The organism is Streptomyces sp. NPDC029526 (assembly GCF_040637405.1).
Classification (GTDB): Bacteria; Actinomycetota; Actinomycetes; order Streptomycetales; family Streptomycetaceae; genus Streptomyces.
Genome location: NZ_JBEZWE010000004.1, coordinates 323099 through 338481, shown reverse-complemented (window position 1 = coordinate 338481; position 15383 = coordinate 323099). Strand labels below are relative to the sequence as shown.

Here is a 15383-nt window from a genome sequence, read left to right as displayed (position 1 = left end):
CTGTGCGGGCCGCTAACCTTACGTGTCCGTCCTGGCCAGGGATTGACGGGCATCAACTCAGTGAAGGGTTGCGCACATGGGCATTCTCACTCTCTTGCGGAACGCGTTCGGCCGGTCGCGCAAGGCACGGGCCGCCGAGGCGGAGGGTGCGGCGCAGGCCGTCGAACCGCAGCCCGACTCCGCTTCCCCGGAGCCCACGCTCCCGTCGCCGTCCCCGGAACCGAGCACGGAACCCTCGGAACAGTCCGAGCGGTCGGCGCGGTCGGAGCGCTCGGCTTCGGCCTCCGTCCCCGAGCCCCGCAGTGGGCACGATCTCGTCTCCGCCGCCTTCGACAACGTGGCGGTGCCGCACCCGACCCGTTCGGACGAGTCGACGTCCACGGCGGACGAGACCCGCACCGAGGCCGGGGCCCCGACCGAAACAGGCGCCACGACCGGAGCCGCTGAGAAGAGCACGGCGAAGGCCACGGACGCAGCAGCCCCCGAAGCACCGGCCGAGGCCGCCGCCGACATCGACGCCAGATCGGGGGCCGAGGTCGCCGCCGAGCGCCCGGTGGCGGACGACGCGGAGGCCGAGCCGGAGACGGCACCCGAGGCCGCCGAGACGGCGAAGCCGGCGGCCCCGCAGCCCGAGACCGAGGTTGAGGCCACACCGGAACCCGAGGCAGCCACGACAGCACCGGAGGCGACGGCCGAGGCGCAGGCCGAGACCCCGGCGCCTGACGCCGAGCCCGAGGCGGAGGCCGAGCCCGAGACCGAGCCGGAGTCCGCCACCTCGCCCGAGGCACCGGACGCGGCGCCGGCCGCGCAGGCCGAAACAGCCGAGCCCGAGACCAGGCCCGAGGCGGACGCCGAAGCCGGCTCTGAGGCGGAAGCCCCGAAGGCGGAGGCAGCGGCAGAAGCCCCGAAGGCGGAGGCCGACACCGAAGGCAAGCCCGAGGCGGACGCCGACGCCGCCCCGCAGGCCGAAGCCGACAGCGTCCCCGAGGCCGAGATCGACAACGCCCCCGAGGCCGACGCGGAAGCGGCACCCACCGCCGCACCGGAGCCGCAGGCGGCCACCGAGCCGCAGACCGAGGCCCCGGCAGCCGACAAGGCCGAGCCGGAAGCCAAGGACGAGGCAAAGGCCGAGACCGATACCAAGGCCAAGGCCGAGGCCAAGGACGAGGCGAAGGACGAGACCAAGGCCCAGGCCGAGACGGCACCCGAAACCCGACCTGCGGACGAATCGGAAACCGGACCCGCGGGCGCACCCGAGGACGAAACCCCGGCCGACACCCCGGCCGACACCCCGGCCGGAACCGAAGCCGAGCCGGAGACCGAGGCCCCGACCCCGGCCCCCGCCTCCACCCCCGAGCCGGCCCCCTCCGTCCCCGCGGCCCTCTCCACCGCCTACGAGGCCGCCGCCTCCGTCCTGGAGCGGCACCACCTCTCCGGCACCCGCGCCACGGTGTACCTGGTCCTGGACCGGTCCGCCTCCATGCGTCCGTACTACAAGGACGGCTCCGCCCAGGCCCTGGCCGAGCAGACGCTCGCCCTGGCCGCCCACCTCGACCCCGAGGCCACGGTGAAGGTCGTCTTCTTCTCGACCGAGCTGGACGGCACCGGCGACCTCACCCTCGACGACTTCGAGGACCGGATCGACACGCTGCACGCGTCCCTCGGCCGGATGGGCCGGACCAGCTACCACGCGGCGGTCGCCGAGGTCCTCGCCCTGCACGACACGTCGGGCCCCGGTCCGGACACCCCCGCCCTGGTGGTCTTCCAGACGGACGGCGCCCCGGACGCGAAGACCCCGGCCAACCAGGCCCTCTCCGGGGCCGCCACCTCCCACCCGGCGGTCTTCTTCTCCTTCGTCGCCTTCGGTGACCCGGAGAACAAGGCGTTCGACTACCTCCGCAAGCTGAAGACGCCGAACACGGCGCACTTCCTCGCCGGGGCGACGCCGAGGGAGCTCACCGACAAGGAGCTGTACGAGGGCGTCCTGGCGTCCTGGCGCCCGTAGGCCGCCGCCGGGAACGCGGAAAGCCACACCCCCGGGGGGTGGGCGGGACGGGCCACTGCCCTCCCGTCCACCCCCCGAAACGCGTGTGAGCCGATCACCTCGCGCCCAGTAGGATTTCGGGCATGGCGGCCACTGGATCAGAGAAGCAGGGGGCGAAGGCGTACTACGTCACGACCCCCATCTACTACGTCAACGACGCTCCTCACCTGGGCCACGCCTATACGACCGTCGCAGGCGACGTGCTCACCCGCTGGCACCGCCAGCGCGGCGAGAAGGTGTGGTACCTCACCGGCACGGACGAGCACGGTCAGAAGATCATGCGCACGGCCGAGGCGAACGGGGTCACCCCGCAGGCCTGGGCCGACAAGCTCGTCACGGAGGCGTGGAAGCCCCTGTGGGAGCACCTCGACATCGCGAACGACGACTTCATCCGCACCACGCAGAAGCGGCACACCGACCGCGTCCAGGAGTTCGTGCAGGACCTGTACGACAAGGGCGAGATCTACAAGGGCGGCTACGAGGGCCCGTACTGCGTGGGCTGCGAGGAGTACAAGCTCCCCGGCGAGCTGCTCGACGGCGAGGGTGAGTACGCCGGTCAGAAGCTCTGCCCGATCCACAAGAAGCCGGTGGAGATCCTCAGCGAGGAGAACTACTTCTTCAAGCTGAGCGAGTACGGCGAGAAGCTGCTCGCCCACTACGAGGCCAACCCCGGCTTCATCCAGCCCGAGTCCGCGCGCAACGAGGTCGTGAACTTCGTCCGCCAGGGGCTGGAGGACCTCTCCATCTCGCGGTCGACGTTCGACTGGGGCGTCCCGGTCCCGTGGGACGACAAGCACGTCATCTACGTGTGGGTCGACGCGCTGCTGAACTACGCCTCGGCGGTCGGCTACAACGAGAACCCGGAGAAGTTCGAGGGCACCTTCCCCGCCGACGTCCACCTGGTGGGCAAGGACATCCTCCGGTTCCACGCGATCATCTGGCCGGCCATGCTGATGGCGCAGGGCCTGCCGCTGCCCGGGAAGATCGCCGCGAACGGCTGGCTGATGGTCGGCGGCGAGAAGATGAGCAAGTCGAACCTGACCGGCATCAAGCCGCAGGACCTGACCTCGCACTTCGGCGTGGACGCGTACCGCTGGTACTTCCTGCGGGCCATCGCCTTCGGTCAGGACGGCTCCTTCTCCTGGGAGGACTTCTCCGCCCGCTACACCAGCGAGCTGGCCAACGACTACGGCAACCTCGCCTCCCGGGTGGCGGCGATGGTCGGCAAGTACTTCGGCGGCGAACTGCCGGAGGCGACCGCGTACGGCGAGGCCGAGCAGGCGATCCGGGACGGCCTCACCAAGGCGGTCGTGGAGGCCGACCGCAGCATCGGCGACGAGCTGGACTTCCAGAGCGGCATCCTCGCCGTCTTCGACTTCGTGAAGCAGGTCAACGGCTACATCACGGAGCAGGAGCCCTGGAAGGTCGCCAAGGACACCTCCGACGAGGGCAGGGCCCGCCTGGCGACGATCCTGTACACGGCGGCGGAGTCGCTGCGCGCGGTGGCCGTCCTGCTCAACCCGGTCATGCCGGAGTCCTCCCAGAAGCTCTGGGACTCCCTCGGCGCGGAGGCGGGCCTCGGCGCGCTCGCGGACCAAAAGGTCCAGGAGTCCGGCACCTGGGGCCTGCTGCCCGCCGGCTCCACGGTCACCAAGGGCGCGGTCCTCTTCCCCCGCCTGGAGGAGAAGCCGACCGCGTAACACGCGTGCCACAGGCGGGCCCCGGGAGGACGACACCCTTCTCCCGGGCCCCGTGCCTTTGCGACGATCGGGGGAGCGCGGCCGTCCGGCCGCGGACCACTGACCCCGGGGGACCTCCATGGCACTGTTCGGCAACGCGCACACCGTCGACCCCGCGCAGGCGCAGCAGGACTACGCCCGGCTGCTCGGCCACGGCGAACAGGTGCACGCCGCGTTCCTGCTGATCCGCGACACCATCCTGTTCACCGACCGCCGGCTGATCCTCGTCGACAAGCAGGGCATCACCGGCAGGAAGACCGAGTACCACTCGATCCCGTACCGCAGCATCTCCCACTTCGCGGTGGAGACCGCCGGCACCTTCGACCTCGACGCCGAACTGAAGATCTGGATCTCCGGCACCCCCGCCCCCATCGAGAAGACCTTCACCAAGGGCGTCGACATCTACGAGGTCCAGGCCATCCTCACCCAGTTCGTCGCCCGCTGACCGGCGGGAACGTTCCTTCCATCCTCGAACGGGTGAATGCGCCTGCAGGGCAGCCGACTCGGGACCATGAGCGCCCTACCGTGCCGCTCATGGTCACCGCTACCCACGAGGCCTCCCACCGGCTCTTCCAGGAGCATCCCGAGGCCCTCGCCCCCGTCTTCGAGGCACTGGGGCTGCCACCGCCCGCGAAGACGGACTTCCACGAACTCTCCGCGGACACGACCGAGATCCGTCCGGTGGAGCGCCGCGCCGACACGGTCCTCATGTTCGAGCCCGACATGGGGGAACACTTCGTCCTGGCCGTCGAGGCCCAGACGAAGAAGGACCCGGAGAAGGCCAGGAACTGGGCGTACTACGTCTCGTACTTGCGCGCCAAGTACGACCTGCCCGTGCTGCTGGTCGCGGTGTGCCGCGACCCGTCCACAGCCGCCTGGGCCATGGGCCCCTTCCACTGCGCCGTCGGCCCCTGGACGACGCAGGTCACCCGCCCCTTCGTGCTGGGCCCGCAGACGGTCCCGGAGGTCATCGACGAGACGGTGGTCGCCCAGCAGCCGGCGCTCGCTGCGCTCTCGGCCATCGTGCACAGCCAGAGCAAGCGGGCAGCGGCCATACTGGAGGCGGTCGCCCGTGGACTCGTGTCCTTCGAGCCGGACGTCACGAAGTACTGGTTCGAAGTCGTGGAAGTCGGGCTGGAGTCCACTCCGGCCAGGGAGAACTGGAGGAAGCTGATGCAGGACGTCGTCACCCACTTCCCGGGACACGGAACGCTCTTCGAGGAGAAGTACCTGGAGGGGAAGAACGAGGGGAAGGCCGAAGGGAAGGCCGAGGAGAAGGTGGAGAACATCCTGCGGGTGCTGAAGCTGCGCGGCGTCCCGGTGTCGGACGACGTGCGTGAGCGCATCACCGCCGGCACCGACCTCGACACCCTCACCACCTGGTTCGACCGGTCCCTGACCGTCAGCACGGCGGAGGACCTCTTCAGCGAGGACGACACCGCCACTTCCTGATCCCTCGTCCCGCCGCAAGCGGCACTCCGTCCGGTGCGCCGACCACAGTGCGCTCGCCGGGGTGCTCAAGGAGGCCGTCGACCTTGTTCTGAGCAAGGGGAAGGGCCCGGAACCGACCAAGAACAGGTTCCGGGCCCTTCCCCTACGCCACGGACTACTTCGGCTGCGGCTTGCGCACCGAGAGGTGCAGCTCCTTCAGCCGGGTCTCGTCCAGCTCCGTCGGGGCGCCCATCATCAGGTCCTGGGCGTTGCCGTTGAGCGGGAACGCGATGGTCTCGCGGATGTTGGGCTCGTCGGCGAGGAGCATCACGATGCGGTCGACGCCGGGGGCGATGCCGCCGTGCGGAGGGGCGCCGAAGCGGAACGCGCGGAGCATGCCGGCGAACTTCTCCTCGACGGTCTCGCGGTCGTAGCCCGCGATCTCGAACGCCTTGAGCATGATCTCCGGCTCGTGGTTCCGGATCGCGCCGGAGGACAGCTCGACGCCGTTGCAGACGATGTCGTACTGCCAGCCCAGGATGTCCAGGGGGTCCTGGGTCTCCAGGGCCTCCAGGCCGCCCTGCGGCATGGAGAAGGGGTTGTGCGAGAAGTCGATCGTGCCGGTGTCCTCGTCCCGCTCGTACATCGGGAAGTCGACGATCCAGCAGAAGCGGAAGACGTTCTCCTCGAACTGTCCGGCCCGCTTGGCGGCCTCGACCCGCACCGCGCCCATGATCTTGGAGACCTCGTCGAACTCGCCCGCGCCGAAGAACACCGCGTGGCCGGGGGCCAGGGCGAGGCGCTTGGTCAGCTCGGCGACGTTCGCCTCGGTGAGGAACTTCGCGATCGGGCCGGTCAGCGAGCCGTCCTCGCCGACGCGCACCCAGGCCAGGCCCTTGGCGCCCTGCGAGACCGCGTAGTCGCCGAGCTGGTCGAAGAACTTGCGGGGCTGGCCGGAGACGTCCGGCACGGCCAGCGCGCGCACGTGCTTGCCGGCGAACGCCTTGAACTCCGAGCCCTCGAAGACGTCGGTGATGTCGACCAGCTCCAGGCGGGCCCGCAGGTCCGGCTTGTCGGAGCCGTACTTCAGCATCGCCTCGCGGAACGGGATCCGCGGGAAGGGGGAGGTGACGTGACGGCCGTTGCCGAACTCCTCGAACAGCTCCGTCATCAGCTTCTCGATCGGCTGGAAGACGTCCTCCTGCTCGACGAAGCTCATCTCGACGTCGAGCTGGTAGAACTCGCCCGGCGAGCGGTCGGCGCGGGCGTCCTCGTCGCGGAAGCAGGGCGCGATCTGGAAGTAGCGGTCGAAGCCGGAGATCATCAGCAGCTGCTTGAACTGCTGCGGCGCCTGCGGCAGCGCGTAGAACTTGCCGGGGTTCAGGCGGGACGGGACCACGAAGTCGCGGGCGCCCTCGGGGGAGGTGGCGCTCAGGATCGGCGTGGCCATCTCGTTGAAACCGAGGGCCGTCATCTTCTGGCGGATGGCCGAGATGACCGACGTGCGCAGCAGGATGTTGCGGTGCATGCGCTCGCGGCGCAGGTCGAGGAAGCGGTACTCCAGGCGCCGCTCCTCATTGACACCGTCCTCGGCGTTGATGGTGAAGGGCAGGGGGGCCGCGGCGCCCAGCACCTCGACCTCACCGACCTCGATCTCGATCTCGCCGGTCGGCAGCTCGGGGTTGACGTTCTCCGCGCCGCGGGAGACGACCTTGCCGTCGACCCGGACCACCGTCTCCTTGGACAGCTTGTCCAGCGCCTCGTACGCCTCGGTGCCCGGCCGCGCCACGAGCTGCGTGATGCCGTAGTGGTCGCGCAGATCGATGAAGAGGATGCCGCCCAGGTCGCGCCGATTGTGCAGCCAGCCACTCAGCCGGACGTCGCTGCCGACGTCAGAGGCGCGGAGCTCGCCGCAGGTGTGGGACCTGTACCGATGCATCGTCGTTCATCCAGTCTTCGCGGATCGGGGTCGTTGTTTCACGTGAAACGCCTCCCAGCCTACCGGCCGGGCCAAGATCGCCTCGCCCCGATGACCACACGCGTATCGCTCGGGAACGCGTGCGGCAACGGTGGCATCATTCGGCGCAATCTTCCTAAAGTAGGCCAATGCGTACTGGTGACCCCCTGCCGCCCGTGGGAGACCTCCTCGCCACACTCGACACCGGCCGCTGGCACTGGGACACCGCCACCGGAAGGGTCACGGTCGACGCCGTGGCGGCCCGGCTGCTCGACCTGCCCGCCGAACAGGCGCACCTCACCGAGGCCCGCGTGCGTTCCCGGCTGCACCCGGTCGACTGGAACGAGATCACCGGCGTGGTCCGGCTCGCCGTGGCCGAGAACACCCTGGGCGAGGTCCGGATCCGCATCATGGGGGAGCAGCGCCGGCTGGACGGACGGGCCGAGGTCGTGCGGGTGGTGCGCAGCCGCTTCCGGCCCTCCTTCGACACCGCCCGCAAGGCCTACGTCCTGACCGGCACCCTCCAGGAGGTCACCGACCCGGCACCGGGCACCGCCGCCGGACGCAGCGCGGTCACCGGTGACTGGCGCCGCTCCCGCGAGGCGTTCCTGCTGGACGCCGGCCGGGCCCTGGCCGAGGCGCGGTCCACGCAGGAGGTGCTGCGGGTCGCGGCGAACCTCTCCATGCCGGGTTTCTCCCCGGACGGGCTGGCGGTGTTCGGCGTCGAGGCGGACCGGCTCACGATCATCGGTCACCACGGACACGAGATCGGCGACGACAGCCCCTTCACCTTCATGCCGCTGGACACCGACTACCCCGCCACCGAGGTGCTCCGCACCGGCCGTGCGGTGTATCTGTCGTCCCCGGAGCAGTACATGCGGCGCTACCCGCGCACCTGGCCGCTCGCCCGGCGCTTCGGCCGCCAGTCGTGGGCCTTCCTGCCGCTGACCGTCGCCGGACGGACCATCGGCACCTGGATGGCCGCCTTCACCTACCCGGTGGCCTTCACCCCCGACGAACGGTCCGTGCTGACCACCGTGGCGCGGATGCTCGCCCAGGCCCTGTCACGGGCGGGCACGGCCGAGACCGAGCGGGCGCTGACCGACGGCCTCCAGCGGTCGATGCTGCCCAGGCTCGGCCCGCAGCGCATCCCCGGCATGAGCGTCGCCGGGCGCTACGTCCCCACCGGCGGCGGACTCCAGGTCGGCGGCGACTGGTACGACCTGATCCCCCTGCCCAGCGGCCGGTTCGCCCTGGTCATCGGGGACGTGCAGGGCCACGACGTGCAGGCCGCGGGGCTGATGGGCCAGCTGCGGATCGCCCTGCGCGCCTACGCCTCCGAGGGCCATCCGCCCGACGCCGTGCTGGCCCGTGCCTCCCGCTTCCTGCACGGCATAGGCGACGGCGACCCCGACCGGGTGCGCTTCGCCACCTGCCTCTACGTCGAGGTGGACCCGGCGACCGGCGTCCTGGAGTTCGCCCGCGCCGGCCACCCGGACCCGGTGATCCGGATGGCCGACGCGACGGTGCTGTCCCGGCCCACGGCGGGCGGCCTGCCGCTGGGCATCGACCCCGACGCCGACTACCCCATCACGCGGCTGGTTCTGGAACCCGGCGAGACCCTGCTGATCTGCACGGACGGCCTGATCGAGACCGGCGGCCACGACCTGGACACCGGCTGGCAGCGGCTGCGCGGGATCCTCGAGGAGCACCGGGGCACCCTGGAGGAACTGGCCGACGCCGTGGTCCAGGCGGTGCACGGCCCCCGCTCCCACCACACCACCGGCCCACTGATCGACCGCCGGGAGGACGACATCGCCCTCCTGTTGCTGTGCCGCGCCGGCGAGGGCTGCGGCTGCGGCGCCGACCGGTACGGCGTCCGGCCCCCGGTGCGCCGGACCATGCTCGTGGTGGGGCAGACCGAACCCGAGCAGATCTCCGTGGCCCGGCAGCAGCTCCGGCAGCTGCTGCACGACTGGGCGTCCCCGGACCAGGTCGACTCGGCGGTGCTGCTGCTGTCGGAGGTGCTGACCAACGTCCTGGTGCACACCGACGCCGACGCCCTGATGGTCGCCGAGGTCACCGACGGCGGCGAGGGCCGCCGGGTGCGCGTCGAGGTCACCGACACCGTCGACGACCTCCCGCACGTGCGCAGCCCGGGCGAGCTGGCCTCCTCCGGCCGCGGGCTGCTCCTGATCGAACTGCTGGCCGACGGCTGGGGAGTGGATCCGCGCGGTCGCGGCAAGAGCATCTGGTTCGAGCTGTACGAGGCGAAGGAGAACACCGCCGCGGAGGGCGGGGACGGGGCGCTCCAGGACACCGTCGACGCGGTCGAAACGGTCGACGGGACCGATCACCTCGCCACCGTCGGCACACTCTCCCAAGCCGAGCGCGATGACTCCCGGGAGACCCGGAACGTCCGCGACACAGGCACGGAGGTCACGGCGAACGCGGAGACCACCCGGGATGCCGAGAACACCGACGGCCCCGACGGGTCACCGTCCGCCCCCACCGAGCGGGCCTGAACGACCCCGGGCCGGACGACAACCGAGCCGGCGACACCCCGAGCGGTTCGGTGCTCACCCATCGGAACTCGCCCCGGCCTCGGATGCCCGCCGTTCCGGAGACAGGAGAGGCAGCCGTCCGTCCGACTCCGTCAACGGACGTGAGTCCGGCGCCCAGCAGCAGTCCCCCCATCTGCACACCTTGGGATATTTGAGCGCATTTTGAGGTTGTGAACGAAAAAAATCAGCCATCCCTGGACATCAACGAGACAGCCTCCGGGCTCCCCGGCAAGCGACTGCGCGCTGAAACCGCCCACCGCCGCACACCCGTGAACAGCCATTTCCGGACGCTGGTTGACAGTTCATCCACATATGGGCCAGCAGGCGCGACTAGCTTGACGGCGACCCTGCGGGGCTCTGGGGGAACGCCGATGGCCGGTCGACGGCCGTCCTCGGCTCAGGGTCGCCGCTTTCTGCACAACAGATACAGAGCACTTCATGCGCATACTCTCCCTGTCCACCACTGCCCGGCGGTCGGTCACTGCGGCCGTGGTCGGAGCCGTACTGGCGGCCGGTGCCGTGACCGAGACAGCCGTTGCCGCGGAGGCACCCCACCAGGAGGCCGAACGGACGGCCACCGTGGTCGAGGCAGCAACCGGAACCGAAGACGTGGCTCCGCCTGGTACACCGACCGCCGGCATCAACGTCACCACTCCGGCGACGGCCGGCGGATCCCTCACCGCCAGCACAGAGGTCGGGGGCACCCTGAGCCTCGGTCTGCCCGCGCGCAGCGACGTACCCGCGTTCGAGGCCGGAGTCGGCACGGTCGTGTACCCGAATGCGTCCCCGTCGACGGACCTGGCGGTCCAGGCCACCAAAGACGGCGGAGCCCGGGCACTGGTCGTGCTCAAGGACGCCGAAGCGTCCACCACTCAGCGCTTCACCCTCGGCCTGCCGAGTGACGCTTCCCTGATCGAGAACGGTTCGGGCGGATTCGACATCACCCGCGAAACGGCCGAGGGCGTCCACACCACCATCGGCACGCTTGACGCGCCCTGGGCGAAGGATGCCCACGGCAAGCCGGTGCCGACGCGGTACAACCTCGACGGCGATCATGTCGTTCAGACGGTCGACGTCGACGAGGACACCGCGTTCCCGGTCGTGGCGGACCCGAAGTTCACCTGGGGCATCGTCACGGGTACGGCCTACTTCAAGAAGAGCGAAACCAAGAAGGTCGCCCAGAACGGCGCGCTGACCGCGATGGCTGCCTGGGCCCTCCCTCCGGGTCTCAACGCGTACGTCACCATGCACTCCGCCGCCATCACGGCAACGGCCGCCAAGGCCCACAGCGCGAAGAAGTGCCTGAAGATCAAGTTCGCGGCCGGCCTCTTCGTTCCCGGCCAGTACTCCGGTGGGTACTGCAAGTAGCGGCAGGAAGGGGATCACCCGATGGGTGACATGGGTTTCGTGTACTCCGGAGCAGCGGTGACCGGCCTTTCCCTCGGTGCTCTGCTGCTGATCGGCCGACCCGGCAGCAAGGTGTGGCGCGACGCCCCGGCGATCGTCATCGGCCTGGCCTGCGGCGCACTGGCGTTCCTGGTGGCCGCGTCGGCCGGCGTGGCCACGACCCACGCAACGGCCGGGGCACTCCTGTGGGGCGCGGGCGCGGGACAGGCGGCGCACCTGGTGCGCCGTCGCCTGAGGGACAGCGCGCGTCGGTCCGGCTGACGTTCCGGCCGCGCGGGGCGCTGCCGCGGGCGCGGGGGAATCCGTCCGAGGAGCGCCGGGTCCGGCCTCGACGGCACGACGACGACGGCCCGGTCACCTCCTGGCGACCGGGCCGGACGCGTGCCGGCGGCCGTACGCGCGCCGGGCGGACGAGGATCCGGCGGCCCGGCTGTTCCCCGGGACCTCAGGGCCCTCGGATCCCGCATCCCGGTACGCCCGGAGCCGGACGGGCCCGGCCCTCACCGTGCTGGTGGGGGCCGGGCCCGTCCGTGCGGCTCGCAGGGGCCTACAGCCCGCCCTCGCTCATCCCGTGCACCGCCGGGATCGTGCCGAGGCGGCCCTTCTGGAAGTCCTCGAAGGCCTGCTGGAGCTCCTCGCGGGTGTTCATGACGAAGGGGCCGTAGTGGGCCATGGGCTCACGGATCGGACGGCCGCCCAGGAGGACGATCTCCAGGTCGGGGGTGTGCGAGTCCTGCTTCTCGTCCGCGCGGACGGTCAGCGAGGTGCCGGTGCCGAAGACCGCCGTCTGGCCCAGGTGGATCGGGCGGCGTTCGGCGCCGACCGTGCCCCGGCCCGCCATGACGTACGCCAGGGCGTTGAAGTCCTCGCGCCACGGCAGGGTGATCTCGGCGCCCGGGGCCAGCGTGGCGTGGATCATCGTGATCGGGGTGTGGGTGATGCCGGGGCCCTGGTGGCCGTCCAGCTCGCCCGCGATGACGCGCAGCAGCGCGCCGCCGTCCGGGGAGGTCAGCAGCTGGACGGTGCCGCCGCGGATGTCCTGGTAGCGGGGGGCCATCATCTTGTCCTTGGCCGGGAGGTTCACCCACAGCTGCAGGCCGTGGAAGAGGCCGCCCGAGACGACCAGGTGCTCCGGCGGCGCCTCGATGTGCAGCAGGCCCGCGCCGGCCGTCATCCACTGGGTGTCGCCGTTGGTGATGGTGCCGCCGCCCCCGTTGGAGTCCTGGTGGTCGAAGACGCCGTCGATGATGTAGGTGACGGTCTCGAAGCCGCGGTGGGGGTGCCAGGGGGTGCCCTTGGGCTCGCCGGGCGCGTACTCCACCTCGCCCATCTGGTCCATCATGATGAACGGGTCGAGGTGGCGGTAGTTGATCCCCGCGAACGCCCGGCGCACCGGGAAGCCCTCGCCCTCGAATCCGCTCGGCGCGGTGGTGACGGCGAGCACGGGACGTGCCACGGCGTCGGTCTCTGCGGTCACACGGGGCAGCGTCAACGGGTTCTCGACGGTCACTGCGGGCATGGCGGTACCTCCTCGGTTGCGGCCATTTTAGTTGAGCGTTGAACTTCTCGCTACCCCGAACGACGAGAGCCCGGAGGGCATTCCCTCCGGGCCACGGGTGTGGGGGGTCGACGGCGGCCGTCCGTCCGCGGGGCGACGGCCCCGCCCTCGCGACCGGGCACCGGGGCCGTTGCGCCCGGCCAGGACCCGGCCGTCCGCGCGGGAACGGCTCCCGCCGTCCGCGCGGCGGGGGCGTCAGCCGTACATCCGGCGCATCGCGAACTCGACCATCTGCTCCACCGCTTTCGCGTCGAACACCATGCGGTGCTCCCCCTCCATGTCGAGCACGAAGCCGTAGCCGGTGGGCAGCAGGTCGATCACCTCCGCGCCGGTGATCACGAAGTACTTGGACTCCTTGCCCGCGTACCGCCGCAGCTCCTTGAGCGAGGTGAACATCGGGATCACCGGCTGCTGGGTGTTGTGCAGGGCCAGGAAGCCGGGGTTGTCACCCCGCGGGCAGTAGACCTTGGACGTCGCGAAGATCTGCTGGAAGTCCTCGGCGGCCAGCTGACCGGTGGTGAAGGCGCGCACCGCGTCCGCGAGCGAGGGCGGGGACGGCTCGGGGTACAGCGGCGGCTGCTGCCCGTACCCGCCCGGCATCTGCTGCTGGGGCGGGACGTAACCCTGTTGCGCTCCGGCGCTCTGGTCGTAGCCGTACATGCCGCACAGACTACTGACCCGCGCGAGGGGTGAGTCACAGATGTCCGGATCGGGGTTGCTTCTTATTACCGACGGGTAGCATCATCGTAGCTACTTGTTGGTACGTGAACGAGTGCGAGGAGTCAGTGCCTCGCCGATCTCTCTCTCAACGGAGCCGTCGCCATGGGGCACTACAAGTCGAATCTCCGCGACATCGAGTTCAACCTCTTCGAAGTACTCGGACGCGACAAGCTGTACGGCACGGGTCCGTTCGAGGAGATGGACGTCGACACCGCGAAGAGCATCCTGGAGGAGCTGAACCGCCTCTCCGAGAACGAGCTGGCCGAGTCCTTCGCCGACGCCGACCGCAACCCGCCGGTCTTCGACCCGGAGACCAACACGGCCCCGGTCCCGGCGTCCTTCAAGAAGAGCTACCAGGCCTTCATGGACTCCGAGTACTGGCGTCTGGGCCTCCCCGAGGAGATCGGCGGCACGACCGCGCCGCGCTCCCTCATCTGGGCCTACGCCGAGCTCATCCTGGGTGCGAACCCGGCGGTGTGGATGTACTCCTCCGGCCCCGCCTTCGCCGGCATCCTCTTCGAGGAGGGCAACGAGGTCCAGAAGCACATCGCGAAGTTCGCCACCGAGAAGCAGTGGGGCTCCACGATGGTGCTCACCGAGCCGGACGCCGGCTCGGACGTGGGCGCCGGCCGCACCAAGGCCGTGCAGCAGGAGAACGGCTCCTGGCACATCGAGGGCGTGAAGCGGTTCATCACCTCCGGTGAGCACGACATGTCGGAGAACATCCTCCACTACGTGCTGGCCCGCCCCGAGGGCGCCGGCCCCGGCACCAAGGGCCTGTCCCTCTTCCTCGTCCCGAAGTACCTCTTCGACTTCGAGACCGGCGAGCTGGGCGAGCGCAACGGCGTCTACGCCACGAACGTCGAGCACAAGATGGGCCTGAAGGCGTCCAACACCTGCGAGATGACCTTCGGCGACCGTCACCCCGCCAAGGGCTGGCTGATCGGCGACAAGCACGACGGCATCCGCCAGATGTTCCGCATCATCGAGTTCGCCCGCATGATGGTCGGCACGAAGGCGATCTCCACGCTGTCGACCGGCTACCTCAACGCGCTGGAGTACGCCAAGGAGCGCGTCCAGGGTCCCGACCTGGCGAACTTCATGGACAAGACCGCGCCCAAGGTCACCATCACCCACCACCCCGACGTGCGCCGCTCGCTCATGACGCAGAAGGCGTACGCGGAGGGCATGCGCGCCCTGGTGATGTACACCGCCTCGATCCAGGACGCCATCCAGGTCAAGGAGGCCAACGGCGAGGACGCCTCCACCGAGCACGCGATGAACGACCTGCTCCTGCCGATCGTCAAGGGCTACGGCTCCGAGAAGGCCTACGAGCAGCTCGCCCAGTCGCTGCAGACCTTCGGCGGCTCCGGCTTCCTGCAGGAGTACCCGATCGAGCAGTACATCCGCGACGCCAAGATCGACACCCTGTACGAGGGCACCACCGCCATCCAGGGCCAGGACTACTTCTTCCGGAAGATCGTCCGCAACCAGGGTGCCGCCCTGAACTCGCTCGCCGAGGACATCAAGAAGTTCCTCGCCCTCGGCACCGGCGGCGAGGAGCTGGCCGGCGCCCGCGAGCACCTGGCCAAGGCGGCCGTCGAGCTGGAGGCCATCGTCGGCCTGATGCTCACCGACCTCGCGGCCACCGAGCAGGACGTCAAGAACATCTACAAGGTGGGCCTGAACACCACCCACCTGCTGATGGCCTCCGGTGACGTCGTCGTCGGCTACCTGCTGCTGAAGGGCGCCGCCGTCGCGGCCGAGAAGCTCCCGACGGCCTCCGGCAAGGACCAGGCGTTCTACACCGGCAAGATCGCCGCGGCGAAGTTCTTCGCGGCCAACGTCCTGCCCGGCGTCACCCTGGCCCGCAAGGTCGCCGAGGGCGTCGACCTGGACCTCATGGAGCTGGACGAGGCCGCCTTCTAGCCGCCCCGCCCGCACCGCTCGCCGCAGGACCGCA

Annotated in this window: 11 protein-coding genes; 8 read left to right on the top strand and 3 right to left on the bottom strand. The window is 70.2% G+C overall.

Going from position 1 to position 15383, the window contains the following annotated elements; genetic code table 11:
* Positions 1-76 precede the first annotated feature (76 nt).
* From AB0F01_RS14380 to AB0F01_RS14365, 4 genes are all read left to right on the top strand, one after another.
* A complete protein-coding gene (locus AB0F01_RS14380) occupies positions 77-2005 on the top strand; it encodes a VWA domain-containing protein (RefSeq protein ID WP_362094261.1) in 1929 nt (642 codons plus the stop codon).
* A gap of 122 nt (positions 2006-2127) precedes the next feature.
* Positions 2128-3744, top strand: coding sequence for a methionine--tRNA ligase (gene metG / locus AB0F01_RS14375; protein ID WP_362094259.1), 1617 nt, complete (start codon positions 2128-2130; stop codon positions 3742-3744).
* 118 nt (positions 3745-3862) lie between these two features.
* A complete protein-coding gene (locus AB0F01_RS14370; protein ID WP_362094257.1) occupies positions 3863-4228 on the top strand; it encodes a PH domain-containing protein in 366 nt (121 codons plus the stop codon).
* Positions 4229-4317: 89 nt separating this feature from the next.
* Positions 4318-5235 carry a hypothetical protein gene (locus AB0F01_RS14365; RefSeq protein WP_362094254.1) on the top strand — a complete coding sequence of 306 codons (918 nt, stop codon included), beginning with the start codon at positions 4318-4320 and terminating at the stop codon, positions 5233-5235.
* A gap of 154 nt (positions 5236-5389) precedes the next feature.
* On the opposite strand, the gene aspS is transcribed toward AB0F01_RS14365, so the two are convergent.
* Positions 5390-7153, bottom strand: a complete 1764-nt coding sequence (gene aspS / locus AB0F01_RS14360) for an aspartate--tRNA ligase (protein ID WP_362094251.1) — start codon at positions 7151-7153, stop codon at positions 5390-5392.
* Positions 7154-7320: 167 nt separating this feature from the next.
* Here aspS and AB0F01_RS14355 point away from each other — a divergent pair, with 167 nt between their 5' ends.
* From AB0F01_RS14355 to AB0F01_RS14345, 3 genes are all read left to right on the top strand, one after another.
* Positions 7321-9696 carry a SpoIIE family protein phosphatase gene (locus AB0F01_RS14355; protein ID WP_362094248.1) on the top strand — a complete coding sequence of 792 codons (2376 nt, stop codon included), beginning with the start codon at positions 7321-7323 and terminating at the stop codon, positions 9694-9696.
* Between the two features lie 477 nt (positions 9697-10173).
* Positions 10174-11103: a hypothetical protein gene (locus AB0F01_RS14350; protein ID WP_362094246.1), complete on the top strand. Its 930-nt coding sequence runs from the start codon at positions 10174-10176 to the stop codon at positions 11101-11103.
* A 21-nt stretch (positions 11104-11124) separates the two neighbouring features.
* Positions 11125-11403, top strand: a complete 279-nt coding sequence (locus AB0F01_RS14345; RefSeq protein ID WP_362094244.1) for a hypothetical protein — start codon at positions 11125-11127, stop codon at positions 11401-11403.
* Between the two features lie 286 nt (positions 11404-11689).
* Here the strand turns inward: AB0F01_RS14345 and AB0F01_RS14340 are convergent, their stop codons facing one another.
* Together AB0F01_RS14340 and AB0F01_RS14335 are read right to left on the bottom strand one after the other, a co-directional pair.
* Positions 11690-12661, bottom strand: coding sequence for a pirin family protein (locus tag AB0F01_RS14340; protein ID WP_362094241.1), 972 nt, complete (start codon positions 12659-12661; stop codon positions 11690-11692).
* Positions 12662-12895: 234 nt separating this feature from the next.
* On the bottom strand, positions 12896-13360 hold the full coding sequence (locus AB0F01_RS14335) for an SseB family protein (RefSeq protein ID WP_362094238.1): 465 nt from the start codon (positions 13358-13360) through the stop codon (positions 12896-12898).
* Between the two features lie 162 nt (positions 13361-13522).
* On the opposite strand from AB0F01_RS14335, the gene AB0F01_RS14330 reads away from it, so the two are divergent.
* Positions 13523-15349: an acyl-CoA dehydrogenase gene (locus AB0F01_RS14330; RefSeq protein WP_362094235.1), complete on the top strand. Its 1827-nt coding sequence runs from the start codon at positions 13523-13525 to the stop codon at positions 15347-15349.
* Positions 15350-15383: the final 34 nt, after the last annotated feature.

Bases quoted from the DNA above. Each gene is read 5' to 3' on its own strand.
- AB0F01_RS14380 (WP_362094261.1), top strand. From the start codon at position 77: ATGGGCATTCTCACTCTCTTGCGGAACGCGTTCGGCCGGTCGCGCAAG.
- metG (WP_362094259.1), top strand. From the start codon at position 2,128: ATGGCGGCCACTGGATCAGAGAAGCAGGGGGCGAAGGCGTACTACGTC.
- AB0F01_RS14370 (WP_362094257.1), top strand. From the start codon at position 3,863: ATGGCACTGTTCGGCAACGCGCACACCGTCGACCCCGCGCAGGCGCAG.
- AB0F01_RS14365 (WP_362094254.1), top strand. From the start codon at position 4,318: ATGGTCACCGCTACCCACGAGGCCTCCCACCGGCTCTTCCAGGAGCAT.
- aspS (WP_362094251.1), bottom strand. From the start codon at position 7,153: ATGCATCGGTACAGGTCCCACACCTGCGGCGAGCTCCGCGCCTCTGAC.
- AB0F01_RS14355 (WP_362094248.1), top strand. From the start codon at position 7,321: ATGCGTACTGGTGACCCCCTGCCGCCCGTGGGAGACCTCCTCGCCACA.
- AB0F01_RS14350 (WP_362094246.1), top strand. From the start codon at position 10,174: ATGCGCATACTCTCCCTGTCCACCACTGCCCGGCGGTCGGTCACTGCG.
- AB0F01_RS14345 (WP_362094244.1), top strand. From the start codon at position 11,125: ATGGGTGACATGGGTTTCGTGTACTCCGGAGCAGCGGTGACCGGCCTT.
- AB0F01_RS14340 (WP_362094241.1), bottom strand. From the start codon at position 12,661: ATGCCCGCAGTGACCGTCGAGAACCCGTTGACGCTGCCCCGTGTGACC.
- AB0F01_RS14335 (WP_362094238.1), bottom strand. From the start codon at position 13,360: ATGTACGGCTACGACCAGAGCGCCGGAGCGCAACAGGGTTACGTCCCG.
- AB0F01_RS14330 (WP_362094235.1), top strand. From the start codon at position 13,523: ATGGGGCACTACAAGTCGAATCTCCGCGACATCGAGTTCAACCTCTTC.